The sequence below is a fragment of the Bosea sp. F3-2 genome, from assembly GCF_008253865.1.
GTDB lineage: Bacteria > Pseudomonadota > Alphaproteobacteria > Rhizobiales > Beijerinckiaceae > Allobosea.
Genome location: NZ_CP042331.1, coordinates 5,084,974 through 5,110,027 on the forward strand (window position 1 = coordinate 5,084,974; position 25,054 = coordinate 5,110,027).

The 25,054-nt window shown below is 65.5% G+C and carries 21 protein-coding genes; 16 read left to right on the plus strand and 5 right to left on the minus strand.

Features of this window, described 5'->3' with window-relative positions:
- Window positions 1-121 precede the first annotated feature (121 nt).
- Window positions 122-3,181: a cyclic nucleotide-binding domain-containing protein gene (locus tag FQV39_RS23465; protein ID WP_149132495.1), complete on the plus strand. Its 3,060-nt coding sequence runs from the start codon at window positions 122-124 to the stop codon at window positions 3,179-3,181.
- A complete protein-coding gene (locus FQV39_RS23470) occupies window positions 3,174-4,025 on the plus strand; it encodes an MBL fold metallo-hydrolase (protein ID WP_187640033.1) in 852 nt (283 codons plus the stop codon). The genes FQV39_RS23465 and FQV39_RS23470 overlap by 8 nt, the downstream gene beginning before the upstream one ends.
- Window positions 4,026-4,136: 111 nt before the next feature.
- Here FQV39_RS23470 and FQV39_RS23475 read toward each other — a convergent pair whose 3' ends face one another.
- The 3 genes from FQV39_RS23475 to FQV39_RS23485 all read right to left on the minus strand — a co-directional run bounded on the left by FQV39_RS23475 (window position 4,137) and on the right by FQV39_RS23485 (window position 7,659).
- Window positions 4,137-5,195 carry a sugar phosphate isomerase/epimerase family protein gene (locus tag FQV39_RS23475; RefSeq protein WP_149132497.1) on the minus strand — a complete coding sequence of 353 codons (1,059 nt, stop codon included), beginning with the start codon at window positions 5,193-5,195 and terminating at the stop codon, window positions 4,137-4,139.
- 144 nt (window positions 5,196-5,339) lie between these two features.
- Window positions 5,340-6,485, minus strand: coding sequence for an acyl-CoA dehydrogenase family protein (locus FQV39_RS23480; RefSeq protein WP_248313115.1), 1,146 nt, complete (start codon window positions 6,483-6,485; stop codon window positions 5,340-5,342).
- 10 nt (window positions 6,486-6,495) lie between these two features.
- Entirely contained in the window at window positions 6,496-7,659 is a 1,164-nt protein-coding gene (locus tag FQV39_RS23485) for a dihydrodipicolinate synthase family protein (RefSeq protein WP_149132498.1), read from the minus strand.
- A gap of 167 nt (window positions 7,660-7,826) precedes the next feature.
- Between FQV39_RS23485 and FQV39_RS23490 the strand changes: the two genes are divergently transcribed.
- The 11 genes from FQV39_RS23490 (at window position 7,827) to FQV39_RS23540 (ending at window position 17,435) form a co-directional block, all read left to right on the plus strand.
- Window positions 7,827-8,879, plus strand: a complete 1,053-nt coding sequence (locus FQV39_RS23490) for a LacI family DNA-binding transcriptional regulator (RefSeq protein ID WP_149132499.1) — start codon at window positions 7,827-7,829, stop codon at window positions 8,877-8,879.
- A 23-nt stretch (window positions 8,880-8,902) separates the two neighbouring features.
- The gene (locus FQV39_RS23495) at window positions 8,903-10,495 is read left to right on the plus strand and encodes an acyl CoA:acetate/3-ketoacid CoA transferase (protein WP_149132500.1); all 1,593 of its coding nucleotides are present in this window, start codon (window positions 8,903-8,905) and stop codon (window positions 10,493-10,495) included.
- A complete protein-coding gene (locus tag FQV39_RS23500) occupies window positions 10,492-11,265 on the plus strand; it encodes an enoyl-CoA hydratase/isomerase family protein (RefSeq protein WP_149132501.1) in 774 nt (257 codons plus the stop codon). Before FQV39_RS23495 ends, FQV39_RS23500 begins: the two co-directional genes overlap by 4 nt.
- Before the next feature lies 1 nt (window position 11,266).
- Window positions 11,267-12,028 (plus strand): 3-ketoacyl-ACP reductase, encoded by a 762-nt coding sequence (locus tag FQV39_RS23505; protein WP_149132502.1) that lies wholly within the window; start codon window positions 11,267-11,269, stop codon window positions 12,026-12,028.
- Between the two features lie 112 nt (window positions 12,029-12,140).
- Window positions 12,141-12,809, plus strand: a complete 669-nt coding sequence (locus FQV39_RS23510; RefSeq protein ID WP_149132503.1) for an amino acid ABC transporter permease — start codon at window positions 12,141-12,143, stop codon at window positions 12,807-12,809.
- A 10-nt stretch (window positions 12,810-12,819) separates the two neighbouring features.
- Window positions 12,820-13,470, plus strand: a complete 651-nt coding sequence (locus FQV39_RS23515; RefSeq protein WP_149132504.1) for an amino acid ABC transporter permease — start codon at window positions 12,820-12,822, stop codon at window positions 13,468-13,470.
- A gap of 45 nt (window positions 13,471-13,515) precedes the next feature.
- Entirely contained in the window at window positions 13,516-14,337 is an 822-nt protein-coding gene (locus FQV39_RS23520; protein WP_149132505.1) for a transporter substrate-binding domain-containing protein, read from the plus strand.
- A 285-nt stretch (window positions 14,338-14,622) separates the two neighbouring features.
- A complete protein-coding gene (locus FQV39_RS23525) occupies window positions 14,623-15,357 on the plus strand; it encodes an amino acid ABC transporter ATP-binding protein (RefSeq protein ID WP_472840660.1) in 735 nt (244 codons plus the stop codon).
- Between the two features lie 8 nt (window positions 15,358-15,365).
- Complete coding sequence (locus FQV39_RS23530) at window positions 15,366-16,544, plus strand: AGE family epimerase/isomerase (protein WP_149132507.1); 1,179 nt, start codon at window positions 15,366-15,368, stop codon at window positions 16,542-16,544.
- Window positions 16,522-16,836 (plus strand): DUF6522 family protein, encoded by a 315-nt coding sequence (locus FQV39_RS23535; RefSeq protein ID WP_248313116.1) that lies wholly within the window; start codon window positions 16,522-16,524, stop codon window positions 16,834-16,836. The genes FQV39_RS23530 and FQV39_RS23535 overlap by 23 nt, the downstream gene beginning before the upstream one ends.
- 71 nt (window positions 16,837-16,907) lie before the next feature.
- Window positions 16,908-17,435: an L-2-amino-thiazoline-4-carboxylic acid hydrolase gene (locus tag FQV39_RS23540; RefSeq protein WP_149132508.1), complete on the plus strand. Its 528-nt coding sequence runs from the start codon at window positions 16,908-16,910 to the stop codon at window positions 17,433-17,435.
- Window positions 17,436-17,441: 6 nt separating this feature from the next.
- Here FQV39_RS23540 and FQV39_RS23545 read toward each other — a convergent pair whose 3' ends face one another.
- A complete protein-coding gene (locus FQV39_RS23545; RefSeq protein WP_210251136.1) occupies window positions 17,442-20,453 on the minus strand; it encodes an aminotransferase class III-fold pyridoxal phosphate-dependent enzyme in 3,012 nt (1,003 codons plus the stop codon).
- Between the two features lie 295 nt (window positions 20,454-20,748).
- Complete coding sequence (gene argH, locus FQV39_RS23550; protein WP_210251137.1) at window positions 20,749-22,155, minus strand: argininosuccinate lyase; 1,407 nt, start codon at window positions 22,153-22,155, stop codon at window positions 20,749-20,751.
- A 152-nt stretch (window positions 22,156-22,307) separates the two neighbouring features.
- On the opposite strand from argH, the gene FQV39_RS23555 reads away from it, so the two are divergent.
- The 3 genes from FQV39_RS23555 to FQV39_RS23565 are packed head-to-tail and all read left to right on the plus strand — an operon-like array spanning window position 22,308 to window position 25,006.
- The gene (locus tag FQV39_RS23555) at window positions 22,308-23,423 is read left to right on the plus strand and encodes an aminotransferase class I/II-fold pyridoxal phosphate-dependent enzyme (RefSeq protein WP_149132509.1); all 1,116 of its coding nucleotides are present in this window, start codon (window positions 22,308-22,310) and stop codon (window positions 23,421-23,423) included.
- 19 nt (window positions 23,424-23,442) lie between these two features.
- Complete coding sequence (locus FQV39_RS23560) at window positions 23,443-24,060, plus strand: helix-turn-helix transcriptional regulator (protein ID WP_149132510.1); 618 nt, start codon at window positions 23,443-23,445, stop codon at window positions 24,058-24,060.
- Window positions 24,053-25,006 carry an ornithine cyclodeaminase family protein gene (locus FQV39_RS23565; protein WP_149132511.1) on the plus strand — a complete coding sequence of 318 codons (954 nt, stop codon included), beginning with the start codon at window positions 24,053-24,055 and terminating at the stop codon, window positions 25,004-25,006. Before FQV39_RS23560 ends, FQV39_RS23565 begins: the two co-directional genes overlap by 8 nt.
- The last annotated feature ends 48 nt before the right edge of the window (window positions 25,007-25,054 follow it).

The window sequence follows — 25,054 nt, forward strand, 5'->3', positions numbered from 1 at the left end:
TGAATACTCTAAGCTGGTGCGTCTGGAGCGTATCGCTCTGCCATAATATTTATAGAAATGTGTTCTTGTTCCATGGTTTGAGGCGCCTAAGACCGATGCGCGTTTCGAAGCGGGAAAAATAATGACCCACGTGAATTGGCTTTTTTCCTATATATGGAAGAACAGCTATCGAGAGCAGGTGGGTATTATATTAATAGTCGTTTTGTCTCTGCCATTTTACTATCTGTCTCTCGAATTGCCTAAATATATCATTTCAGATGCATTGCAGGGAAAAGCTTTTCCGAATGGAAGAGAATTTATAACAATAATATCTTTTAATTATGGCTTTAGATTGTTTGGTTCAGAAATAAAATTTGATGGTATTAATGTAGATCGTATTTCATATCTTTTTGTTCTATCGCTTTTATTCCTGATATTGATCATGATCAATGGGTGTTTCAAGTATATCATCAATATGAGAAAAGGGGCGCTAGGCGAAAGATTGCTGCAGCGCCTCCGTTTCGATCTGTTTTCGTCCTTGCTCCTGTCGACGCCGGAGCAGCGCCAGCGTCTGAAGCCTTCGGAGGCCGCCTCGATCATCAAGGATGAGGTCGAACCCATCGGGGGCTTCGTCGGAGATGCGTTCGTTCAGCCGGTTTTCCTGGGCGGCCAGGCCCTGACTGCACTCATCTTCATCCTGATACAGAATGCTCTGCTCGGCCTTGTCGCCGTCGCGATGATCTCCTCGCAGGTTCTGGTCATTCCGCGGTTGCGGCGAGAGCAGATCCGGCTTGGCAGGCAGCGCCAAATCGCCTCCCGCGCCTTGGCCGGCAAGATCGGAGAGGTGGTCGAGACGCTGGACGAGGTTTCCAATCACGGGACCGCCGCGCTCGAGCGCGGACAGGTCGCGCAAAGGCTCGAAACCCTGTTCGGCATTCGTTACCAGCTGTACGGACGGAAATTCGCCGTCAAAGCGCTCAACAATCTGATGGCGCAGATCACGCCGTTCTTGTTCTACACGATCGGCGGCTATGCCGCCCTGACCGGGAATCTCGGAATCGGCCAGCTTGTTGCGGTGATCGCGGCCTATCGCGATCTGCCCCCACCCGTGAAGGACCTCATCGACTGGGACCAACAGCGTCTGGATGTCGAAGCCAAGTTTCAGCAAGTTACGGAGCAGTTCGCTCTCACTGTTCCTTCCGCTCAAGTAGAGGCGGTCAGCAACCCATTCCCCGAGACCGGCGTGATCGTCTTGCAGGGCCTCACCGCGGTCAGTGCAACCGGCGACCGAATGCTCGATCGGGTCTCCCTGACACTGCCGCTGAAGCAGCATGTCTGGCTGTCAGGAATGGGAGAGGGTGCGGGTTGTGTCGCACGTATCCTCGGCGGACGACTGACGCCGAGCGGTGGTTCACTCAAGATCGGCGATGTCTCGCTCGACGCGATCTCTGATGCGGCGCGGGGGCGCTGTATCGCTTATGCGGGCAGCGAGCCGGCGATCTTCGATGGAACCCTGCGCGACAACATTGTCTACGGTCTGCGCGGCCATGGTTCGCAGGCAGATCGCGATGTGGGGCCGACGAGCGAAGAGGCGGCTTTGGGAACAGCCGACGGCGAGCTACCGGCGGCTCAGCTGGCCGCCACGCTGCACATCGTAGGCCTTTCCGACGTCGTGTTCCGCTATGGCCTCGCAAGCAAACCCAACGCGGACGACGTTCCCGTCCTGATCGCCCGTATGGCGGAAATCCGGGCGCATATCCGCAAGGTGCTGGCCGCGCGAGGAGCGGAGGATGCCGTCGAGCCCTATGATGCGGCGCAGTACATCCACACCGCCACGATCGGCGAAAACATCCTCTTCGGCGTCCCGAGTAATGCGGTGATCAGCGGAGCCGGGCTGGCCGAGCATGATCTGACGCGGGAGGTTTTGGGTTCGCTTGGCCTGAGCGATGATCTCACGATGGTCGGCCAGCGCATTGCCGCGACCATGCTCGAGATCTTTTCCGACCTGACCCCTGACCACCTTCTTCTGGAAAACTTTTCCTTCATCCCGGCTGAGGAATTCCCCGCCTATCGCGAGCGCCTGGCGCGGGCGGAGGCCGGACAGATCGACGAGGCCGATCGGGCACGGTTCCTGGGGCTGTCGTTTCTCTATGTCGAGCCGCTGCATCGCCTCGGCCTTCTCGACGCGGAGATGGAACAGCGCATCCTGCTGGCGCGCCAGGCCTTTCGCGCACGCATTTCGCAGGATGCCGCGCGGATCATCGATTTCTACGACTCCAATGAGTGGGGAGCCGTATCTGTCCGGGAGAACCTTCTGTTCGGGCGCGTGGCCCAGGCGAGCGCCGGTGTCCGTGAACGGGTCGACGAAGCCATTCGCGATGCCGTGACCGAGCTCGGCCTGGATCACGAGATTGCTCGGATCGGTCTTGCGCAGCCGGCCGGCTATGCCGGTCGTCTGCTGTTTCCAGCCGTCAAAACCCAGGTTGCGCTGGCACGCTGCCTGATCAAGCGCCCGTCGCTGCTGATCCTCGACAACGCCTTGAGCAGCTTGAGCCCGACGGAGGGCAAGGCAATCCTGCGGCGCCTTCGCCATGCGATGAAGGACAGAACTCTGATCGTCGTCGCGCGCGACTACGATAGCGACGTTCCCATGGATATCTCCATCGTCTTCGATGGTGCCAGGTTGCGCCCGACTCCCGGCCTGCAACCCGCCGCGGCCGGGGCTCCGATCGCGGAGGAAGGCAGTGAGCGTGACGATGTCGCTGCGCTGAGAGCCGTGCCGATCTTTGCCAATCTCGATCTTGCGCGCATCAAGCTGCTGGCCTTTACCAGCGAGCGAACCGTCTTCGCTGCCGGGGACCTGCTGTTCGAGCAGGGGGCGGAATCGGATGCAGCCTATGTCGTGATCGCGGGCGCGGCGGACGTCTTGATCGGCCCACAAGAAAGCGCTGTGCGCGTTTCCCGGATCGAAGCTCCTGCGATCGTCGGTGAAATGGGGGTGGTCACCGGGGAGGTGCGATCGGCGAGCATCCGTGCTACCAGCGAATTGACCGCATTGAAGCTCCGCAAGGAGGTGTTCATCGCCTTGATGGAAGAGTTCCCCGACATGATGCTCTCCGTCATGCGGCTGATGATCAAGCGGTTGCAAGATAATGTCGCGATTGTTTCCAGGCGCGAACTCGAAGGCCCGGCGCGTGACTGAGACGGCGGGGTTGCTCGATTGCAGCTTCGGCATCCGGTTCTGGGGAACGCGCGGATCGATCCCGGTTTCCGGCCGCTCCTATGACCGTTTCGGCGGCGATACGACGTGCTTCGAGATCCGGATCGCCGGTCGTCGTATCATCGTCGATGCGGGGTCCGGGCTACGCCGGCTCGGGCAGGCGATGGCTGCGGCCCAAGAGCGTGATGCGACGCTTCTTTTCAGCCATCTGCATCTCGACCATGTCATTGGCCTGACCGCCTTTGCGCCGCTCTGGCGCATGCGCGGCGAGATTGCGATGCACGTGCCGGCCTGCACGCCAGGGGGCGCCGAGGCGAAGCTGTCGGCCCTGTTCAGTGAACCGTTCTTCCCCGTCAGCTTCGCCCAGGCGCCCAGCCGGGTTCGCTTTTCGAGCTTCACGGCGGGAGACGATCCCGGCCTTTCGGGCATCGACGTCGCGACGATCGCGTTACGGCATGATCCCTGTGCTGCCGGCTTTCGGTTCCGCCATGGCGGGCAGACACTGGTGATCCTGACGGATCATGAACATGCCGCCGATGATCCGGACCCGGCGTTCATCGCCTTCTGCCAAGGCGCCGACCTTCTCGTATACGACGCGATGTGGGACGAAGCGGTCGACTACGAACCGCATCGCGGCTGGGGGCACTCGACCTGGCAGGCGGGACTGCGTTTGCTGGAAGCTGCCGGTGCGAGGCGCCTTGCCTGCGTTCACCATCCGCCCGAGCTATCCGATGCGACGCTCGAACTGCGCGAGGCAGATCTGAAACGATGCCATTCACAGAGTTTCTTTGCGCGACAGGACGATGTCGTCGTGCTGGTGGCCTGACGCCGTTGCCTTTCGAGCAAAACACGAATGGTCCTCAGCCCGATTGCAGCCGCTTCAGCTTGAGCGCCGGTCACTTCTCCGGAAGGCGTTGCGCTCGCGTCTCGTCGCTTGTCATCTATCGAGTCCCAGCAGTGAACGGTTGGTGGCGAGATCGATGCCGCTGGCCGCGAAATCATCGAAGGCCCGCGCGGCGACGTTGATGAGATGGCTGGCGATGAAGGGCGCGCCTTCCGCGGCGCCCTGTTCGGAATCCTTGATGCAGCACTCCCATTCCAGCACGGCCCAGCCGTTGAAGTCATATTGGGCTAGCTTCGAAAAGATCGCGCTGAAATCGACCTGACCATCACCAAGGGAGCGGAACCGCCCGGCGCGCTCGATCCAGGGCTGGAAGCCGGAGTAGACGCCTTGGCGACCGCTCGGATTGAACTCCGCGTCCTTCACATGGAACATGCGGATGCGCTGGTGATAGATGTCGATGAACGACAGGTAATCGAGCTGCTGCAGCAGGAAATGGCTGGGGTCGTAGAGGATGTTGCAGCGCGGATGATTGCCGACCCGCTCAAGGAACATCTCAAAGGTGATGCCGTCATGCAGGTCCTCGCCGGGATGGATTTCGTAGCAGAGGTCTATGCCGGCTTCGTCGAATGCGTCGAGGATCGGACGCCAGCGCTTCGCCAGTTCGTCGAAGGCGGTCTCGACGAGACCGGCCGGTCGCTGCGGCCAGGGGTAGATGAAGGGCCAGGCCAGCGCGCCGGAGAATGTCGCATGGGCTGACAGGCCGAGATTGCGGGAGGCCTGCGCCGCCAGCAGCAATTGCTGCACGGCCCATTCCTGGCGCGCCTTTGGATTACCGCGCACCTGCTGGGTGGCGAAGCCATCGAAGGCGAGGTCGTAGGCGGGGTGGACCGCGACGAGCTGGCCCTGAAGATGGGTCGAGAGTTCGGTCAGCGCGATGCCGGCCTCAGCGAGGATGCCTTTCACCTCGTCGCAATAGGTCGTGCTTTCGGCGGCGCGCGCGAGATCGAACAGCCGCGCATCCCAGCTCGGAATCTGGACGCCCTTGTAGCCATGTCCCGCTGCCCAGTGGGCGATGTCCGCCAGATTGTTGAATGGCGCCGCGTCGCCCGCGAACTGGGCGAGGAAGATGGCCGGTCCCTTGATCGTCTTCATCCCTGTCCCCTTTCGAGTTGGCCGCGAATCCCTGAAGCAGCAGGATGCGCTTTCCTGCAGCCGAGCGCGATCGGCTGGAGATGTCGAGGGTGTTGTGTCGAAAACGAGCTGCCTGGCGCTTCGCAGGGAGCGACCTTGGAGCCGCTAGGCTCCTTTGATCAGCTCCCGCGCGATGATGGTGCGCTGGATCTGGTTGGTGCCTTCGTAGATCTGGGTGATCTTGGCGTCGCGGTAGAGCCGCTCGACCTCGAAGCCGCGGATATAGCCTGAGCCGCCGAAGATCTGCACGGCGTTGGCGGTCTGCGCTACGGCCATGTCGCTGGCGAAGCACTTGGCCATGGAGGAGGCGGAGGTCGCCGGCTTGCCGTGGTCGATCAGCAGCGCGGCGCGCTCGACGAGGGCGCGGGCGGCGGCGATGTCCTTGGCCATGTCGGCCAGCATCCATTGCAGGCCCTGATTGTCGAGGATCGGCTTGCCGAACTGGCGCCGGTCGCGGGCATAGGCGAGGGCGGCCTCGAGACCGGCTTGCGCAATGCCGACGGCCAGAGAGGCGATGCCGACGCGGCCCTTCTCCAGCACGCTCATCATGATGTGGAAGCCGCGGCCCTTGGGCCCGAGCAGCGCCTCGTGCGGCACGGTGACGCCATCGAAGGTCAGCGCGCCGACCTGGCTCGCGCGCTGGCCCATCTTGTGCTCCTTCGGCCCGCGCGAGACGCCCGGCGCGTGCAGGTCGACCAGGAAGATGCTCATGCCGCGATGGCCTGCGGCGGGATCGGTCGAGGCCAGCACGAAGCCGAGATCGGCGACCGGGGCGTTGTGGATCCAGAGCTTGCTGCCGTCGACGACGTAGCCTTCGGCGGTCTCGCGCGCGGTGGTGCGGACATTGGAGAGGTCGGAGCCCGCTTCGGCCTCGGTCAGGCAATAGGCAATGCGGGTCTTGGCCGTGAGGATGTCAGGCAGGCGCTTCAACTGCTCGGGCGTGCCGTAGCGCGTCAGCAGCGTGCCGATCAGCTCGACCAGCCCGCACTGGTCGGCGACGGAGGAATAGCCGCGCGACAGCTCCTCCATCACGATCGCATAGGCGAAGGTGTCGAGGCCGGCGCCGCCATGCTCCTCCGGCACCGTGATGCCGAAGAGGCCGAGCTCGCCCATCCGGCGATAGATATCGGCGGGGAAGGTCTCGTCGCGGTCGAGATCGGCGGCGGCGGGCTTGACGACATCCTCGGCGAAGCGACGGGCGGTGTCGCGGATCTGGTCGTAGATCTCGGCGTCGAGCAGGGGGGCGTGCATGGCTTGCTCCTCAGGCGATGCCGTTGAGGGCGCAGAGATGCGTCATGCGGCGCGCCGCCAGCTCCGGATCGGCGAAGAGCCCGGCCTGGTCGGCAAGGCGGAAGAGATCGGCATAGTGCAGGATGCCGCGCGCGGACTCGGCGCCGCCGACCATGCGGAAATGGCTCTGGAAGCCGTTGAGCCAGGCCAGGAAGACGACGCCGCATTTGTAATGCTGCGTCGGCGCCTCGAAGAGCCGGCGCGAGAGCGCGACGGTCGGGTCGAGGATGGCGTGGAAGCCGGCGCGATCTCCCGCTTCCAGCCTGGCGAAGGCGGCGGCGGCAGCCGGCGCGATCGGGTCGAAGATGCCGAGCAACCCGTGCGAGAAGCCTTGCTCGTCGCCGGCGATCAGTTCGGCATAGTTGAAGTCATCGCCGGTATACATGACGACGCCTTCCGGCAGGAGGCGGCGCATCTCGATCTCCTTGCCGGCATCGAGCAGCGAGATCTTGATGCCGTCGATCTTGTTGGCGTGCTCGCGGATCAGGGTGAGCACCGTCTCCATGGCTGGCTTGAAGTCGCGGCTGCCCCAGTATCCGGCGAGCGCAGGGTCGAACATCTCGCCGAGCCAGTGCAGGATCACCTTGCCGCGGCACTGGCGGATCAGCTGGCCATAGACGGAGAGATAGTCGTCCGGCCCCTTCGCGACGCGGCAGAGCGCGCGGCTCGCCATCAGGATGATCTTGCCGCCATGCTTCTCGACATGGCCGATCTGCTCCTCATAGGCGCGGATCACGTCGTCGAGGCTGCGCGCGGCCTGCGGATCGAGCTGGTCGGTGCCGGCGCCGCAGGCGAGATCGGCACCCGGCGTCGCCTTGGCTTCGGCGAGGGAGCGGGCGATCAGCTCGGCGGCGTTCGGCCAATCCAGCCCCATGCCGCGCTGGGAGGTGTCCATCGCCTCGGCGATCTTGAAGCCCAGGCCCCAGAGATGGCGGCGAAAGGCGAGGGTGGCGTCCCAATCCACCGCCGGGACGCGCCAGGGCTCCTGCAGCTTCAGCGGATCGGCTACGACATGGGCCGCCGCATAGACGGTGCGGACGCCATTGGCCGGGGCGGTGCGGGGGTAGGGCGAGGGCGGAGCCAGCCTGTAACGCTCGCTGCTGCCGTCCATGCGGGGCAGGGTGATCTCGGCCATCGCTTCCTCCGAATCTTAATTATTGGAACGTTCCACTAATGAAACGTGCTTCCAGCCTTAACAGGGCGACAGAATCGTTTTAAAGAGGGAGATTGCGCGCATAATCAAAGACTGGTAGTGGAACGTTCCAAGATAAGAACAGCGCCTCGCGCTTCAGGGACGAAACGATGCCGCGGCCGAAAGGCAGCAAGGGAAAGGTGACGATCATCGAGATCGCGGACGCAGCCGGCGTCTCGAAATCGACGGTCTCGCTCGTCCTGACCGGGCGCGGCGCCGTGAAGTCCGAGACCCGCCAGCATGTCCTGCAGGTCATGGACCGGCTGGGCTATGTCTATAATCGCGGCGCCGCCAATCTGCGCAATGCGCAGTCCCGCATCGTCGGACTCGTCCTCAACGACCTCTCCAACCCGTTCTTCGCCGAATTCGCGATCGGGGTGGAGAAGGTGCTGCAGATGGCGGGCTATGTCGCCTTCATGGCCAACACCGCTGAAAGCGTGGTGCGGCAGGAGCAGGTGATGCGGATGATGCGCGAGCACGGCGCCGGCGGCATCATTCTTTGTCCTGCGCTGGATACGCGCCCCGAGCATCTCGACTGGATCAGGGCGGCCGATACGGCGCTGCTGGTGGCGATCCGCCGCCTGCCTGGTGCGGAGGTCAGCCATGTCGTGCCGGAAAACCTGGCCGGGGCGAGCCGCGTCACCCGCCATCTCATCAATCTCGGCCATGAGCGCATCGCCTATCTCGGCGGCATGCATTCGATGGTCGTCCGGCAGGAGCGACATGGCGGCTTCCTCGCGGCCATGGAAGCGGCGGGCCGCAGCGTCGATCCGGCGCTCAACCTCGAAAGCATGCCGACGCGCGACGGTGGCTTTAGTGCGATGAGCGCCATGCTCTCGCTCGCCGACCGTCCGACTGCCGTGGTCTGCTACAACGACGTCGTTGCCATCGGCGCGATGCTGGCGGCGGCCCGGCACGGCCTCGTCGTCGGGCGCGATATCGCTGTGGTCGGCTTCGACGACACCAGCGAGGCGCGCCATGTCTCGCCGGCGCTGACCACCGTCGCGGTCGATCCCGTCGGCCTCGGTGAACGCGCCGCGGCCCTGCTGCTCAAGCAGATCAATGATCCCGCGATGGAGCCGGAAAGCTTCATCGGCCCCGCCAACCTCGTCATCCGTGAATCCTGCGGCGCCTATCAGCGCGCGCTCGCCGCCGCCGGCTGAAACCTTCTCCAAGAGACAGACCCATGGCCTTTCCCCGCATCCTTTCCGCCGACGAAGCCGCTGCCCTGATCCCGGACGATGCGATCGTCACGGTATCCTCCTCCTCGGGGCTCGGCTGTCCCGATGCTGTGCTGGCGGCGATCGGTCGGCGCTTCGACACCTCGGGCCATCCGCGCAATCTGACGACGCTGCATCCGATCGCGGCCGGCGACATGTGGGGCGTCAAGGGCATCGACCATCTCGCCAAGCCCGGCCTGCTGGCGCGGATCATGGGCGGCTCGTACCCATCCGGCCCGTCCTCGGCCGAGCCGCCGGAAATCTGGAAGATGGTTACGGGCGACCAGATCCCGGCCTACAACATCCCGAGCGGCATCCTCTTCGACATGCATCGCGAGGCCGCGGCCAAGCGGCCGGGCGTGCTGACCAAGATCGGCATGGACACCTTCGTCGACCCGAAGCATCAGGGCTGCGCGATGAATGCGCGGGCCGCAGCCGAGCCGATCGTCAGCCGGATGGAGTTCGACGGCGAGGACTGGCTCTATTTCCGCAGCATCGTGCCGAAGGTCGCGATCATCCGCGCCACCACGGCCGATGAGCGCGGCAACCTCTCCTACGAGCATGAGGGCGGTTATCTCGGCCCGCTCGATCAGGCGCTGGCGGTGCGCAACAACGGCGGCATCGTCATCGCGCAGGTGAAGCGCGTGGTCGAGGCCGGCAGCCTCAACACGCAAGCCGTCTTCGTGCCCGGCATCCTCGTCGATGCGATCGTGGTCGCGCCCGAGCAGATGCAGACGACGCAGACGGTCTACGATCCCGCCATCTCCGGCGAGGTGCGGCGGCCGCTGTCGAGCTTCGAGACACCGGCCTTCGACGTCGCCAAGGTGATCGCGCGGCGCGTGGCGCAGGAACTGCGTTACGGCGATGCCGTCAATATCGGCTTCGGCATCTCGGCCAATGTCCCGCGCATCCTGATCGAGGAAGGCCAGCACGGCACTGTCACCTGGGTGATCGAGCAGGGCGCCGTCGGCGGCGTGCCGCTGCTCGAATTCCAGTTCGGCTGCGCCTCCAATGCCGAGGCGATCGTGCCCTCGCCCTACCAGTTCACCTATTTCCAGGGCGCGGGCTTCGACATGTCGCTGCTCTCCTTCCTGCAGATCGACCGGCAGGGCTGCGTCAACGTCTCCAAGCTCGGTGTGCGTCCGCATGTCACGGCCGGCGCCGGCGGCTTCATCGACATCACCGCGCGGGCCAAGCGCATCGTCTTCTCCGGCTATTTCAGCGCCGCCGCCAAGCTCGCGATTGCCGATGGCAAGCTCGTCATCGAGAAGGAGGGCAAGGTGAAGAAGCTGGTCGAGGCCGTCGAGCACATCTCCTTCTCCGGGCCGCGCGCGGTGGCCCAGGGGCAGGACGTGACCTTCATCACCGAGCGCTGCGTGATGAAGCTGACGGCCGCGGGCATCGTCGTCACCGAGATCGCGCCGGGCGTCGATCTTGAGCGCGATATCCTCGCCCAGAGCGAATTCCCGCTGCTGGTGCCCAAGCCGCCCAGGCTGATGGACGCGGCCTTGTTCAATGAGGCGCTGATCGGCCTCGAAGTCCCGGCGAGGGCGGCATGAGCGATCCCGTCCGCCTCGACATCGCTTCCGGCATCGCGACGATTACGCTTGCCCGGCCGGAAAAGCTCAACGCGCTCGACGACGTCATGGTCGGGCTGCTCGGCCGCTTCGCCGACGCGATCGACGCCGATCGGTCGGTGCGCGCCGTGATCCTGACCGGGGAGGGCAAGGCCTTCTGCGCCGGCGGCGACATCGTCGCCTGGGGCGGGCTCTCGCCGCTGGAGATGGGGCAGGGCTGGGTGCGCTCCGGCCATCGCGTCTTCGACAAGCTGGCGCGGATGAAGCCGCCAGTTATCGCCGCGATGAACGGCCATGCGCTGGGCGGCGGGCTGGAACTGGCCGTCACCGCCGATATCCGCATCTGCGAGGCGCAGGCCAAGATCGGCCTGCCCGAGACCGGGCTCGGCATGATCCCCGGCTGGTCCGGCACGCAGCGTCTGGTGAAGCGGCTGGGCGGGCAGGTCGCGCGCCGGCTGGCGCTCACCGGCGAAATCGTCACCGCCGAAACGGCGCTCACGCTCGGCATCGTCGATCAGGTCGTCGAGAAGGGCGAGGCACTCGCGGCGGCGCAGGCCATGGCCGAGCGCATCAGCCAGCGCGGGCCGGTGGCGAACCTCGTCGTCAAGCAGCTCATCAATGCTGCGGAGGATGAGGATAGCGGCGCGATCATGGAGACGCTGGCGAGCTCGCTCGTCTCCTATACCGAAGACGTGAAGGAGGGCGTCGCCGCCTTCCAGCAGAAGCGCACGCCGCAGTATCGGGGAGAGTGAGATGACGCGTCCCGTCGCGCTGATCACCGGCGCAAGGCGCGGCATCGGCCGCGCGATCGGTGTCGCCCTCGCCAAGGCTGGGTGTGACATCGCCTTCACCGACATCGCCGAGGATGAGGCCGTCGCCGAGGCGTCGAAGGTGTTCGAAGCAGCGGGCGCCAAGGCCCGGTTCTTCAAGCATGACGTCGCCGCGGTCGCGAGCCATGCCGGCCTCGTCGCGGATGTGAAGCAGGCTTTCGGCCGGCTCGATCTCTTCGTCTCGAATGCTGGTATCGGCGCGCCCGTGCGTGGCGACATGCTGGAGATCACGCCGGAGACCTTCGATGTCGTCATGGACGTCAATCTGCGCGGCGCCGCCTTCCTCAGCCAGGAGGTTGCCAAGGCGATGCTCGCGGACAGGCCTGGGTGCCCCGCGATCGTCTTCATCACTTCGGCCTCGACGGAGCTCGTCTCGATCGATCGGGCGCAGTACTGCGTCTCCAAGCTCGGCCTTTCGATGTGGGCGAAGGCGCTGGCCGTCAGGCTCGCGCCGGAGGAAATCCCCGTCTTCGAGGTCCGGCCGGGCGTGATCCGCACCGACATGACCGCGAAGGTCGCGGCGAAGTATGACGCGCGCATCGCCGATGGGCTGATCCCCGCCGGTCGCTGGGGTGAGGGCGAGGATGTCGCCGCCTGCGTCGCCGCTCTGACGAGCGGGCAATTCGCCTATGCAACAGGAACAGTGATTAACGTCGATGGCGGCTTGCTGATCCCGCGATTGTAGGGATGGTGCGACGGCATCGGCCGAGCCTGCGGAACAACGCTGGCCGGGAGGATTGGATGAGGAAGGCGCATGAAGGCGGTTCGGCTTTCACAGCCCGGCAAGGGCGGCTCGCATGAGCTATGAATTCGATTTCGCCGACGTCTTCGCGGCGTGGCCGGAGCTGCTGCAGGGGCTGATCAACTCGCTCGTGCTCTCGGCGCTGGCGATGGCGATCGGCATGGTGGTCTCGATCGCCGGTGCGCTCGGCAAGACGTCGGGGCCGAAATGGCTGCGCTGGATCATCGACGAGTATATCGAGCTGATCCGCAACACGCCGTTCCTGATCCAGATCTTCATGATCTATTTCGGCCTGCCGTCCATGGGCTTGAAGATGTCCTCGAACACGGCGGCGCTGCTGGCGCTTGTCGTGAACGTCGGCGCCTACGGCATCGAGATCATCCGCGCCGGTATCGAGAGCATCCAGAAGGGGCAGATCGAAGCGGGCAAGTCGCTCGGCATGCGCCCGCTCCAGATCTTCCACTACATCATCCTGAAGCCGGCGATTCAGGCGATCTACCCGTCGTTGACCAGCCAGTTCATCCTGCTGATGCTGAACACCAGCGTCTGCTCGGCGATCGCGGCGAGCGAGCTGACGGCAGTGGCGGGCGACATCCAGTCGCGCACCTTCCGCAGCTTCGAGGTCTATTTCATCGTCACCTGCATGTATCTCGGCCTCTCCGTCTTCTTCTGGACGGTCTTCGCCGGGATCGAGCGCGCCTTCCTGCGCAAGCCAACCCGGTGAGGTGACGACGATGCGCACTCTCGGATCTGCCGACATCATCTACATCATCATGGCGGTGCGCTGGACGCTGCTGCTCTCGCTCGTCGCCTTCCTCGGCGGCGCGCTGGGCGGTGCGCTGGTCGCGCTCGCTCGCACCGGCGAATACAAGTGGCTCAGGATCGTCTCGGCCGGCTACATCAAGGTCTTCCAGGGCACGCCGCTGCTGATGCAGCTTTTCCTCGCCTTCTTTGTGCCCGGGCTGTTCGGCTGGTCGGTCGACCCCTGGACGGCGGCGGCGCTCGGCCTGTCGCTCCATGCCAGCGCCTTTCTCGGCGAGATCTGGCGCGGCGCGATCGAGGTAGTACCCCGCGGGCAATGGGAGGCGGCGACCTCGCTCGGCCTACGCTATGCACCGAAGATGGCGCTGATCATCGCCCCGCAGGCGATCCGCATCGCGATCCCGCCGACGATCGGCTTCCTCGTGCAGCTGATCAAGGGCACCTCGCTCGCTTCGATCATCGGTTTCGTCGAGCTGACACGCGCGGCGCAGATCATCAACAACGCCACCTTCCGGCCGTTCACGATCTTCGCGCTCGTCGCGCTGATCTACTACGTCATCTGCCGGCCGCTCTCGGCCTACAGCAAGAGAATGGAGCAGAAGCTCCTCGTCGCCGCGCGTTAACAAGCGTCGATGCAACGCCAGCCTGCCCTCAGAGGAGAACGACCCATGTCCCTGTTCAAATCGATCTGCCGCCGCGGCCTCGGCGCGCTGGTCTTCGCCGGCCTCGCCGCCGCCTCGCTCGGCGCCGCGCCTGCCCAGGCCGCCACCCCGGACGAGATCAAGGCTCGCGGCAAGCTGACGGTCGGCGTACTGACCGACTATCCGCCGTTCGGCGGCACCGACGCGAACCAGCAGCCGGCCGGCTACGATGCCGACGTCGCTGCGCTGCTCGCCAAGTCGCTCGGCGTGAAGCTCGAGCTCGTGCCGGTCACCGGCCCGAACCGCATCCCCTACCTGCTGACCAACAAGGTCGACGTGCTGATCGCCACCTTCGGCATCACCGCCGAGCGCCAGAAGCAGGTTCTGTTCTCGAACCCCTACAGCACGCTGACGATCTATGTGCTCGCGCCGAAGAGCGTGAACATCAAGACGCCGGAAGACCTGAAGCAGGTGACGATCAGCGTCGCGCGCGCCTCGACCCAGGACACTGCGATCAGCGCCGTCGCCCCGCAGGGCACGCCGCTGAAGCGTTACGATGACGACGCGACCGCGCTGCAGGCGCTGATCTCCGGCCAGGTCCAGGCTATGGGCGCGAGCAACACCATCCTCGCCCAGCTCCTCAAGGACTATCCGCAGCTCAACATCGAGCCGAAGATCACGCTGCGCGAGCAGGCTAACGGCATGGCCTTCCGCAAGGCGGATACCGCTCTGGCCGAGTACGCCAACAAGTTCATCGCCGAGATCGAGGGCAATGGCGAGCTGTCGAAGATCAACCAGAAGTGGTTCGGCATTCCGCTGCCCAAGCTGCCGGCGATGCCGCAGTTCTGATCTGGAGCCTGATGATTTTTTACGGAACCACATCGTCATCTCGGGCCTGACCCGGGATCCATGCCAGAGCGCTTCCCGACAGAGGCTCAGGCATGGATCCCGGCTCTCCGCTTCGCTGCGGCCGGGATGACCCGTGGTCTGTAAAATCGCACCAGATTCTGCGGAAACGGATGCGGCCGGCCTTGCCGGACGCATCTCCCGCCCCCCAATCCAGAACGGTTTTTGCAGATGTCCGCGACCGCCCCTTCCGCCGCCGACCATGAGATCGGCGACGTGATCATCGAGATGCGCAAGGTCGACAAGTTCTATGGCGACTTCCACGTCTTGCGCGATATCGACCTCACCGTGTCGCGGGGCGAGCGCATCGTCATCTGCGGGCCGTCCGGCTCCGGCAAGTCGACGCTGATCCGCTGCTTGAACCAGCTCGAAGAGCACCAGAAGGGCGAGATCGTCGTCGACGGCACGACCGTCCATGCCGGCTTGAAGGGCATCGAGAATGTCCGCCGCGAGATCGGCATGGTGTTCCAGAGCTTCAACCTGTTCCCGCATCTGACGGCGCTTGAGAACTGCACGCTCGCGCCGATGAAGGTGCGCGGCATTCCGCGGCCTCAGGCCGAAGCAAACGCCCGCAGGATCCTGGAGCGCGTCCATATCCCGGAGCAGGCGAACAAGTTTCCGGTCCAGCTCTCCGGAGGCCAGCAGCAGCGCGTCGCGATCGCGCGTTCGCTCTGCATGAACCCGAAGATCATGCTGTTCGACGAGCCGACCTCGGCGCTCGACCCGGAGATGGTCAGCGAGGTGCTGGACGTCATGGTCGAGCTCGCCGAGAGCGGCATGACCATGCTCTGCGTCACCCATGAGATGGGCTTTGCGCGGAAGGTCGCCGACCGGGTGATCTTCATGGACGCCGGCGAGATCGTCGAAGTGGCGCCGCCTGACCAGTTCTTCACTGCGCCGCAAAACGAGCGCACCCGGAAGTTTCTCGGACAGATCCTGCACGCGCAGACGCAGGCGCATTGAGGCGGTCCATGCTCGACCTGTCGCCCGCCGGCCTGCAGCGCTGGACCTACGAGACGCTGATCCCGGCCTGGATCGCGCGCGCGGTCGATCGCAAGGCAGGCGGCTTCGTCGAGGAGTTTACGGCGGAGGGCCGGCCGCTCGCAGCACCCGATCGCGGCGCGCTCACCACAGCGCGCCTGACCTATACCTTCAGCCACGCTGCTCGGTTGAGCGGAAGCGGGCCGGCGCTTGAGGCGGCGCGCCATGGCTTCGCGCTTCTCCTGAAGACGCATCAGGCCAACGGCTATGTGCCGAAGCGCTTCCTCCCCGATGGTGGGGCGAGCGTCCCGCGCCGCGACCTCTACGACCTCGCCTTCGTGCTCTTCGGCTGCGCGCATTATCACCGGGCGACCGGCGACGCCGCGGCCATCCGCCTGGCGGGGGCGACGATGGATCTGATCGAGTCGGAGCTCTCCGCGCCGCTAGGTGGCTATGCGGAAGATGATCTCGGCACGCTGCCGCGCCGGCAGAACCCGCATATGCATCTGCTCGAAGCCTTCCACGCTTTGGCCGAAGCGACCGGCGATCAGCGCTGGTTCGACGCAGCCGACGGCATCGTCCAGCTTGCGGCGGAGCGCTTCATCGATGCGAATGGTGCGCTGGGCGAGTTCTTCACGCCGGACTGGCAGCCCGTTGCGGGCGATGCCGGCCGGCTGCGCGAGCCCGGCCACCAGTTCGAATGGGTCTGGCTGCTGCATCACCATCACCGCTTGACCGGCTGGGACAAGGCGCGCGCGCTTGCCGACGGGCTCTACTGCTTCGGCCTCACGCAGGGGCTCGACCGTGATCCGGGATGCCCGCCATTGGTGCTTGACGGCGTGGACCCGAATGGCGCCGTTGTTGCCCTGACGAAGCTGCTCTGGCCGCAGACCGAGTTCATCAAGGCGCTCGGCGCGCGCTTCGAGTTCGCCGGGGACGAAGACGCCGGCGCACGACTGCCGCAGCATATCGAGCTGATGTTTCGCCATTTCGTCGATGCGCGGACCGGGCTCTGGCACAACCAGCTCGATCATGCCGGTCAGCCTCTGCCGGTATCGCTGCCGTCCCGCGTCCTCTATCATCTCTTCCTGTGTCTGGCCGAGACGCTGCGGATCATGCCGCCTCCGGCCGTATCTCCGGAATCGGATGATGGAACAGGAGCGCGCTGACCCGGCAGGGTTCCCGATCCTCCGCGACGCCAGCGGGGCCTTCGTGCTGGACGCCGAGCGCATCGCGGCCCGCTTCGGCTGGTCGGCAGAGGAATGGCTGAGCATGCAGCGCCGCGGCCTCGTGACCAGCCGCGTCGAGCGCGGCGAAGGCGAGGATCAGGGCCGCTGGCGACTCTTCGTGCATTGCGGCAACCGCCGCTGGTTCGCCATCGTCTCCGACGACGGCGCCGTGATCGAGGAGAAGCTCGATTTCCTGCCCTCGCCGCCGCGCCGCGGGTTTCGGTCGAGCTGACGACGTGTTTTCCGCGCAGCTCCGCATGTTCTAAGTTGACCCTGCCGTATGCAGAGGAATGGAGGCGGGCGATGAACGAGACGGAGAAACCGGCCGAGCAAGGCGATAACCCGGTCTTCGACGGTGAGATCGGCATCCTGGCCCGCAGGCGGATCGAAGCGGGCATCATAGCGCCGATCTATGAGGAGATGCGCGAGCGCCTTGGCGAGGAGATGGCGCAATCGATTCTTGATCAGGCGATCCGCAAGGCTGCGATCGCGGCCGGGCAATCCTTCGCGGCGAAGACGCCGGGCGGCACCAGCCTGCGCAGCTTCCAGGAACTGCAGGCGCTGTGGACGCAGGACGACGCGCTCGTCATCGAAGTGGTCAAGGCGACGGACACTGAATTCGACTACAACGTCCATCGCTGTCGCTATGCCGAGACCTATCGCGAGATGGGGCTCGGCAAGATCGGCCATCTGCTCTCCTGTAATCGCGACGGCGTCTTTTGCACGGGCTACGACCCGCGCATTACGCTCGAACGCACGCAGACGATCATGGGCGGCGCGACCCACTGCAACTTCCGCTACACGCTGCAGCAGGAGCCGAAGGTCGGCTGAGGCGGCTCAGCGCGCCACCTCGACCTCGCGCAGGCAGATCCTCAGCCGGTCGAGGATCATCTCGACATCATCCGCGCCGATCGTCAGCGGCGGCCGGATCTTGAGGATGTTGTCGGCCGGCCCCTCGCGCCCGACCAGAATGCGCATCTCGCGCAGGCGATTCATGACATGGGCTGCCGCATCGGTCGCGGGCTCGAGCGTCTCGCGATCCGTGACCAGTTCAAGGCCGAGGAAGAGGCCGATACCGCGCACGTCGCCGACGCTAGCATAGTCCTTCGCCAGCTCGCGCATCCCGGAAAGCAGGCGCTCGCCCATCACCTTGGCGTTGGCCGAGAGCCCTTCCTCCTCGACGATGTCGAGCACCTCGGAGGCGATGCGGCAGGAGAGGTTCGAGCCGCCGAAGGTCGAGAAATACTCCGGTCCTTCGGCGAAGCGTTCGGCGATGGCGCGGGTCGTGATGACCGCGCCGATCGGGTGGCCGTTGCCCAGCGGCTTGCCGAGCACGACGATGTCGGGACGCACCGCCTGCTGCTCGAAGCCGAAATAGTAATCGCCGAGGCGGCCGAGGCCGGTCTGCACCTCGTCGGCGATGCAGACGCCGCCGGCAGCGCGGATGCGCTCATAGACCGCGGCGAGATAGCCGGGCGGCGGGATGATCTGGCCGCCGACGCTCGGGAAGGTCTCGGCGATGAAGCCGGCGACCTTGCCGCCGCGTTCCGCGATGGCGGCGAGCGCGCCGTCGACCTGCTGCGCATAATGCAGCGACCGGTCGGGATCGTCGCGGCGGAAGCGGCCGCGATAGTCATCGGCGACGTCGATAAGCTGCACCCAGGGCTTGCGGCCGCCCATGTTCGGCTTGTTGAACTTGTAGGCGGAGATGTCGATCGCGCCGGTGGTGTTGCCGTGATAGCCGTGATCGGGCGTGACGATGTCATAGCCGCCACTTGCGGCGCGCGCGAGGCGCAGCGCCAGTTCGTTCGCCTCCGAACCGGAATTGACGAAGAAGCAGACCTCAAGCTCCTTCGGCAGCTTCGCGGTAAGGCGTTCGGCCAGCGCCATCGGCGCGGGGTGCAGGTAGCGCGTATTGGAGTTCATCCGCGCGAGCTGGTCCATCGCGACGGCACGGATGCGCGGATGCGCGTGCCCGACATGCGGCACGTTGTTGTAGGCGTCGAGATAGGGCCGCCCCATCGTGTCGAAGAGATGGTGGCGCCAGCCGCGCAAGAAGGTGATCGGCCTCTTGTAACTGAGCTTGAGATTGGCGCCGAAGCGGGCCTTGCGCTCGGCCAAAAGCGCGGCCTCGTCGATCGGCTCGTAGGCGACGCGCTCGTCCGGCAGGTTGAGCAAGGCTGCGGGGTTCGGGCAGATCGCCTGCCAGAGCGCCCAGTCGTCGGGGTCGGCGACGCCCGGCCAGTCATGGCCCATGCCGTCGAGCGTCAGCGCAAGCTGGAAATGCAGATGCGGCTCCCAGCCACCATTTTCCTCGGCCGGGCCGAGTCTGGCGAAGGCCTCGCCTGCTGCGATCTCCTGGCCCGGTTTCAGCTTCGCCGCGCCATCGGCGGCGAGATGGCCGTAGAGGGTATGGAAGACATCGCCCGCGGGCGTGCGGTGCTCGAGGATGACGACGCCGCCATAGTCGAGATGGCGCTTGCGGTTCTCGGCCAGCGCGACCCGGCCGGCCAGAGGCGCGCGGACCGGCTCGCCGGCAGGGGCGAAGATGTCGACCGCCATATGGATGGTGCGGCGGTTCGAAGCGAGCCAAGGGCCCTTGCGGAAGGCCTTGTCGGTATAGACCAGCCGCGGCTCGCCATATTGGCCGATCCACCACTGCGAGGTGATGCCGATGGCGGGGCCGAGGTTCCGGGCCTCGTCAGCGCGCATGCTGAAGGGATTCTGCGGGACCGTTGCGTCGGCGATGGCCAGCGAGCCGACCGGGAGATCGTCGAGGGCACGGCCCAGCACCGGCGCGAAGCTGCCGCGCTGGCCGGCGATCCAGCTTGCGATGCGGCCGGCGGTGTCGGTGACGGGCAGGCCGCAGGCATTGCGCAGGCGGGCGCCCATCAATTCGCCGTCGATCGCGGGGTTTTCCAGCAGCCGCCAAGCCGGCGCCTGCGAGATGGTGACATAGGGGTCGCTCGGGCGGCTCTTGGCCTCGATCGTCGAGTTCACGACGCTGACGGCGAGCCGCATGCGGACGAGCGGCCAGATCAGGCCGATCTCCTCGGCACTCAAGGGCGAGACGGCGTGATAGCCGGCGACGAAGGCGGCGAGCGCGGCCTCGGGCGTCTCGTGGTCGAGGATGGCATAGGCCGCGGCGATGGCGATCTCGCAGACGCGCGGACCATTGGTGATGTCGCCGAAGTCGATCAGGCCACTGATCCCGGCGGGCTCGCCGAGGCGCGGCTGGACGAGGATATTGAAGTCGTTGAGGTCGTTGTGGATGGTCTGCTGCGGCAGCCGGTCGAGCGCGGGTTGCAGGGCCTCGAAGGCGGCGACGATCTCCGCGACGAGCTTGCGGCGCGAGCCTTCGAGCACGTCGAGATGCGGCTTGATCCAACCGGCCTTGGTCAGGTCCCACTTTGCCGCATCGGGCGAGGCCGTGACCTTGAAATCGCGCAAAGCGAGATCGAGCCGCGCGGTCAGCGCGCCGAGTTCGGAGAGGATTGCGGGCGTCTGCGGCCCGGCCTCGCCCATCGGGATGCCGTCAAAGGCGCGCTGGACCCAGACCATGCGCTGGCGGCCTTCGGCATCCGCGACGTTCTGCCAGAAACGGCGGCCTTCGGCCGGGAGAAGGCGCGGCAGCGGCAATGTCGGATCGGCGGCCAGCACGTGGCTGATCGCAGCGCATTGCTGGTCGACCAAAGCGGGCTCGCCCTGCGGACGCATCGCCTTGATGATGACGTCGCCCTCAGGCGTCCGGCCGCGGAAGTTGAGATCGTACTCGCCGCCGAGCTGCCGCAGCCCGCCATCGATGCCGAACTGCTCGGCCACCCCACGCAACCAGACGTGTTCCATCATCTCTCCCCCGCCGTGGAGCTGCTTGGCTCCGCGCTCGTTTCCTCAGCCCCGGCCGAATCGGTCGACGCCGTCTTCCATAGCCAGAAAGGCGGCTGGTTTGATCCCGCAAAGTTTGCGGGACGGCGACCGTCGGGATGCGTTGGGCGTATCTACGTTGAAAGAAAATACTCCGTCATCCCGGACAAGCCGCGAAGCGGCGCCGATCCGGGATCCATCGTAAAGCGCGGCGCCCTACGATGGATCCCGGGGCAAGCCCGGGATGACGGCGTGGTGGCAGTGCGAGCGATCAGATCGCTCAGCCCTCTGCCAGCCAGCGCTGCTTTGCCCGCGTGATCGCTTCGCGCACGGTATCGGGGGCGGTGCCGCCATAGCTGCGGCGGCTGCGGACGGAATGCTCCGGCGCCAACACTTCGAAGACCGCTGCGCCGATGCGCGGATCGATCGAGCGCATGCTGTCGAGGTCGAGGGCCTGCAAGGTGCAGCCCTTCGCCTCGGCCAGCGCGACGATGCGGGCGGTGATGTGGTGGGCGTCGCGGAAGGGCACGCCGGCCTCGCGCACCAGCCAGTCGGCGAGGTCGGTGGCGGTCGGGAAGCCGCGATCGAGGAAGGCGCGCATGTTTTCGGGTCGCACCGTCAGGTCGCGGACCATGCCGGTGGTGGCGGCGACGCAGAGCTCGACCGTCTCCAGCGCGTCGAACATCGGCTCCTTGTCCTCCTGCATGTCCTTCATGAAAGTCATCGGCAGGCCCTTCACCATCATCAGCATGGCGGTGAGCGAGCCGACGACACGGCCGGTCTTGCCGCGCACCAGCTCGGCGGCGTCCGGGTTGCGCTTCTGCGGCATGATCGAGGAGCCGGTGGTGAAGGCGTCGGACAGCGCGATGAAGCGGAAGCCGTCGCTGCACCAGAGCGTGATCTCCTCGTTGAGGCGCGAGAGATGCACGGCGAGCATCGAGCAGCAGAACAGCAACTCGCAGATATGGTCGCGCGAGCCGACCGAATCCATCGAGTTCTCGGTCGGGCGGGCGAAGCCGAGTTGTTCCGCAGTGACATGCCGGTCGATCGGGAAGGCGGTGCCGGCCAGCGCGGCGGCGCCGAGCGGCGAGACATTGGTGCGCTGGCGCGCGCCTGCGAGCCGTTCGCGGTCGCGGCCGAACATCTCGACATAGGCCATCAGATGGTGGCCGAAGGTCACGGGCTGGGCGACCTGGAGATGGGTGAAGCCGGGCATGATCGTTTCCGCATGCTCGCTCGCCCGCTCGATCAGCGCCTGTTGCAGGTCGCGGATCACGCCGTCGAGCCCGTCGATGGCGTCGCGCATCCACAGGCGGACATCGGTGACGGCCTGGTCGTTGCGGCTGCGGGCGGTGTGCAGCCGTCCGGCCGGCTCGCCGATGATCTCCTTGAGGCGCGCTTCCACGTTCATGTGGATGTCTTCGAGATCGATGCTGAATTCGAGTTCGCCGCGGTCGATCTCGCCGCGGATCTGGTCGAGCCCGGCCTGGATGCGCTCGTTGTCAGCCGCGGCGATGATGCCCTGGCGGGCGAGCATCGCGGCATGGACCTTGGAGGCGGCGATATCCTGTCGGTAAAGCCGATAGTCGAAGCCGATCGAGGGATTGATCCGGCGCATCACATCGGCCGGGGCGGAGGTGAAGCGACCGCCCCACATCTTGTTGGCGCCGGTGGTCTGGTCGGACATGATGACGGCTCTCCGGGAGCGGCTGTGAAGCGGTTGCACAGGGATAGCAACCGCGTATTGGACTGTAAATTCCAAAATCGACCTTGACGTCCAAATGATGCCCATCATACTCGCGGGAAATGTGGCGGATTGGTCGCCGCGGGATGGGCAGCATGAAGATCGAAGAATTCAGCCTGGAGCGCATCCAGTCGCTCTATGAGAACACCGTCGAGTTCAATCTCTCCGACAGCGGCGTCCATCCTTATTCGCTGAACGAGCTGCTCAGCGCCGATGAGCGCGCCAAGCTGATGGAGGTCGAGCTCGGCTATGGCTGGACCAATGGCGCGGTCGAGCTGCGCGAGGATATCGCCAAGCTCTATCGCAACCGGACCGCCGACGAGGTGATCGTCACCAATGGCTCGGCCGAAGCGAATTTCCTGATGGTGATGTCGCTGATCGAGCCGGGCGACGAGATCGTGGTCTTCGTGCCGAACTACCTGCAGATCTGGGGCTGGGCGCGGGCGATCGGCGCCACGGTCAAGGAGGTGAAGCTGCACGAGGAACTGGGCTGGACGCCCGATCTCGACGAGGTCCGCAAGGCGATCACGCCGCGCACCAAGCTGATGACGATCTGCAACCCGAACAATCCGACGGGCAGTTTGCTGTCGCGCGAGACGATGGACGCGCTCGTCGCCATCGCCCGGGCGCAGGGCTGCTACCTCCATGCCGACGAGGTCTACAAGGGCGCTGAACTCGAAACCGACGAGCCGCCGAGCTTCGCCGATCTCTATGAGAAGGCGATCATCACCAGCGGCCTCTCGAAGGCGATGGCGCTGCCGGGTTTGCGGATCGGCTGGCTGGTCGGGCCGGCTGCCGAGATCTACACGGCCTGGCAGAACAAGGACTACACCTCGATCACGACGAGCGCGCTGAGCGAGCAGATTGCCCGCATCGTCGTCCAGCCGGCGAAGCGCGCCGAGATCCTGCAGCGGAGCAAGACCATCCTGCGGCAGAACCTCGCCTTGCTGAGCGATTGGGTGAAGGCGAATGACGCGTTCTTCTCCTTCGTGCCGCCGAAGGCCGGCGGCATGGCCTTCATCAAGTACAGCCACTCGATGAACTCGACCCAGCTCGTGCATCGACTGCGCGAGGAGCGCGGCATCATGCTGCTGCCGGGCGACGTCTACGGGCTCGACGGCTATATCCGCGTCGGCATCGGCGCGCCGGGTGAGCATCTCTCGGCCGGGCTCGAGCGCCTGAGCGACTATCTGAAGTCGCAGCCGCGCTGACGCCGGTCCTGGGGGAAGCATGACGCCGGAACTCGCTCCTTACTTGGCCGTCTGCGATGCAGTCGCGCTGCTGTTCCGGCCGCATGCCGAGGTCGTGCTGCACGATCTCGCCTCGCAGAGCGTCGTGCATATCGCCGGCAATTTCTCGCAGCGCGTGCTGGGCGAGCCCTCGCTGCTCGACGAGATCGGCTTCGATCCCAACGAGACGATTATCGGCCCCTATGAGAAGGTGAACTGGGACGGGCGCCGGCTGAAGTCGATCAGCATCGTGCTCTCGGCCGGAGGCAAGGCAGCCGGCGTGCTCTGCATCAATGTCGATGTCTCGCATTTCCATGCGCTGATGCAGACCCTTTCCGCCTTTGCGACCGTGCCGGTGGGCACGGAGAAGCCGCAGGCGCTGTTCAAGGAAGACTGGCACGAGCGCATCAACGAGTTCGTGCAGCAATGGACGCAGGCGCGCGGGCTCGCCGTGACCAATCTCAGCCGGGCCGAGAAGCGCGAGCTGGTGGCGGATCTCGCCGCCAACGGCGCCTTCGGCGGCCGCAATGCGGCAGCCTATATCTCGCGCATCCTCGGACTCGCCCGTGCGACCGTCTACAACTACCTGAACCAGGCCAACGAGACCCCGGATGCTTGATCTGACGCGGGCGCAGATCGAGGCAGCCGTCGATCTCGACCGTGCCTTTGCCGCGCTGGAGGAGGGGTTCAAGGCCGCTGCGGCCGGCCAGGTGCAGATGCCGCCGGTCGGCTTTCTCGGCTTCCCCGCACACAACGGTGATTGCCACATCAAGTTCGGCCACATCGCCGGCGACCCGATCTTCGTGGTGAAGATCGCGACGGGCTTTTACGACAATCCGGCGAAGGGCCTGCCGACGACGAGTGGCATGATGATCGCGCTCTCGGCCGAGACCGGCGCCGTCGTCGCGATCCTGCGCGACGAGGGCTGGCTCACCGATCTCAGGACGGCGCTGGCCGGCGCCATCGCGACCCGCGCAGGGATGAGGGCAGATGCGCGCCGGATCGGGATCGTAGGGGCCGGCACGCAGGCACGTTTCCAGATTCGTGCCGCCGCACATCTGCTACGCGAACGAAAGCCGCGTTTTGCGGTCTGGGCGCGTTCGCCCGAGCGGCTGGAGGCGCTGCGGCGCGATCTCGAACGTGATGGCATCGCCGTCGAGCCGGTGACCGAACTTGAAGCGCTGTGCGCGCAATCGGACGCGCTGATCACGGTGACGCCGGCCGCCGCGCCGATCATCCGTGACGACTGGATCAAGCCGGGGACGCATATCACCGCGCTCGGTGCCGATGCGCCCGGCAAGCAGGAGCTGGACAGCGCGCTGGTGGCGCTTGCGGATACCCGGATCGCGGATTCACTGGAGCAGAGTCTCGACCATGGCGAGTTCGCCGCTGCCGCGGCTGTCGGGCTGATCGATGCGGGCGATTGCGTCGAACTGGGCGCCGTACTGGCCGGGCAGGTGCCGGCGCGTCGCTCGGACGGCGATATCACCATCGCTGACCTGACGGGGCTCGCGGTTCAGGACATCGCCATCGCCCGCGTCGTGCTGGACGGGATCGCGGGCTGAACGGCACTCCTCGCCGTTCCGGGCTCGGCCCTGCGGGCCGCCCCGGAA

Coding starts and splice junctions, on each gene's coding strand:
- FQV39_RS23490 (WP_149132499.1), top strand. CDS start 7,827: ATGCCGCGGCCGAAAGGCAGCAAGGGAAAGGTGACGATCATCGAGATC.
- FQV39_RS23465 (WP_149132495.1), top strand. CDS start 122: ATGACCCACGTGAATTGGCTTTTTTCCTATATATGGAAGAACAGCTAT.
- FQV39_RS23515 (WP_149132504.1), top strand. CDS start 12,820: ATGCGCACTCTCGGATCTGCCGACATCATCTACATCATCATGGCGGTG.
- FQV39_RS23525 (WP_472840660.1), top strand. CDS start 14,623: ATGCGCAAGGTCGACAAGTTCTATGGCGACTTCCACGTCTTGCGCGAT.
- FQV39_RS23475 (WP_149132497.1), bottom strand. CDS start 5,195: ATGAAGACGATCAAGGGACCGGCCATCTTCCTCGCCCAGTTCGCGGGC.
- FQV39_RS23480 (WP_248313115.1), bottom strand. CDS start 6,485: ATGCACGCCCCCCTGCTCGACGCCGAGATCTACGACCAGATCCGCGAC.
- FQV39_RS23565 (WP_149132511.1), top strand. CDS start 24,053: ATGCTTGATCTGACGCGGGCGCAGATCGAGGCAGCCGTCGATCTCGAC.
- FQV39_RS23505 (WP_149132502.1), top strand. CDS start 11,267: ATGACGCGTCCCGTCGCGCTGATCACCGGCGCAAGGCGCGGCATCGGC.
- FQV39_RS23535 (WP_248313116.1), top strand. CDS start 16,522: ATGATGGAACAGGAGCGCGCTGACCCGGCAGGGTTCCCGATCCTCCGC.
- FQV39_RS23560 (WP_149132510.1), top strand. CDS start 23,443: ATGACGCCGGAACTCGCTCCTTACTTGGCCGTCTGCGATGCAGTCGCG.
- argH (WP_210251137.1), bottom strand. CDS start 22,155: ATGTCCGACCAGACCACCGGCGCCAACAAGATGTGGGGCGGTCGCTTC.
- FQV39_RS23485 (WP_149132498.1), bottom strand. CDS start 7,659: ATGGCCGAGATCACCCTGCCCCGCATGGACGGCAGCAGCGAGCGTTAC.
- FQV39_RS23520 (WP_149132505.1), top strand. CDS start 13,516: ATGTCCCTGTTCAAATCGATCTGCCGCCGCGGCCTCGGCGCGCTGGTC.
- FQV39_RS23540 (WP_149132508.1), top strand. CDS start 16,908: ATGAACGAGACGGAGAAACCGGCCGAGCAAGGCGATAACCCGGTCTTC.
- FQV39_RS23555 (WP_149132509.1), top strand. CDS start 22,308: ATGAAGATCGAAGAATTCAGCCTGGAGCGCATCCAGTCGCTCTATGAG.
- FQV39_RS23510 (WP_149132503.1), top strand. CDS start 12,141: ATGAGCTATGAATTCGATTTCGCCGACGTCTTCGCGGCGTGGCCGGAG.
- FQV39_RS23530 (WP_149132507.1), top strand. CDS start 15,366: ATGCTCGACCTGTCGCCCGCCGGCCTGCAGCGCTGGACCTACGAGACG.
- FQV39_RS23545 (WP_210251136.1), bottom strand. CDS start 20,453: ATGATGGAACACGTCTGGTTGCGTGGGGTGGCCGAGCAGTTCGGCATC.
- FQV39_RS23500 (WP_149132501.1), top strand. CDS start 10,492: ATGAGCGATCCCGTCCGCCTCGACATCGCTTCCGGCATCGCGACGATT.
- FQV39_RS23495 (WP_149132500.1), top strand. CDS start 8,903: ATGGCCTTTCCCCGCATCCTTTCCGCCGACGAAGCCGCTGCCCTGATC.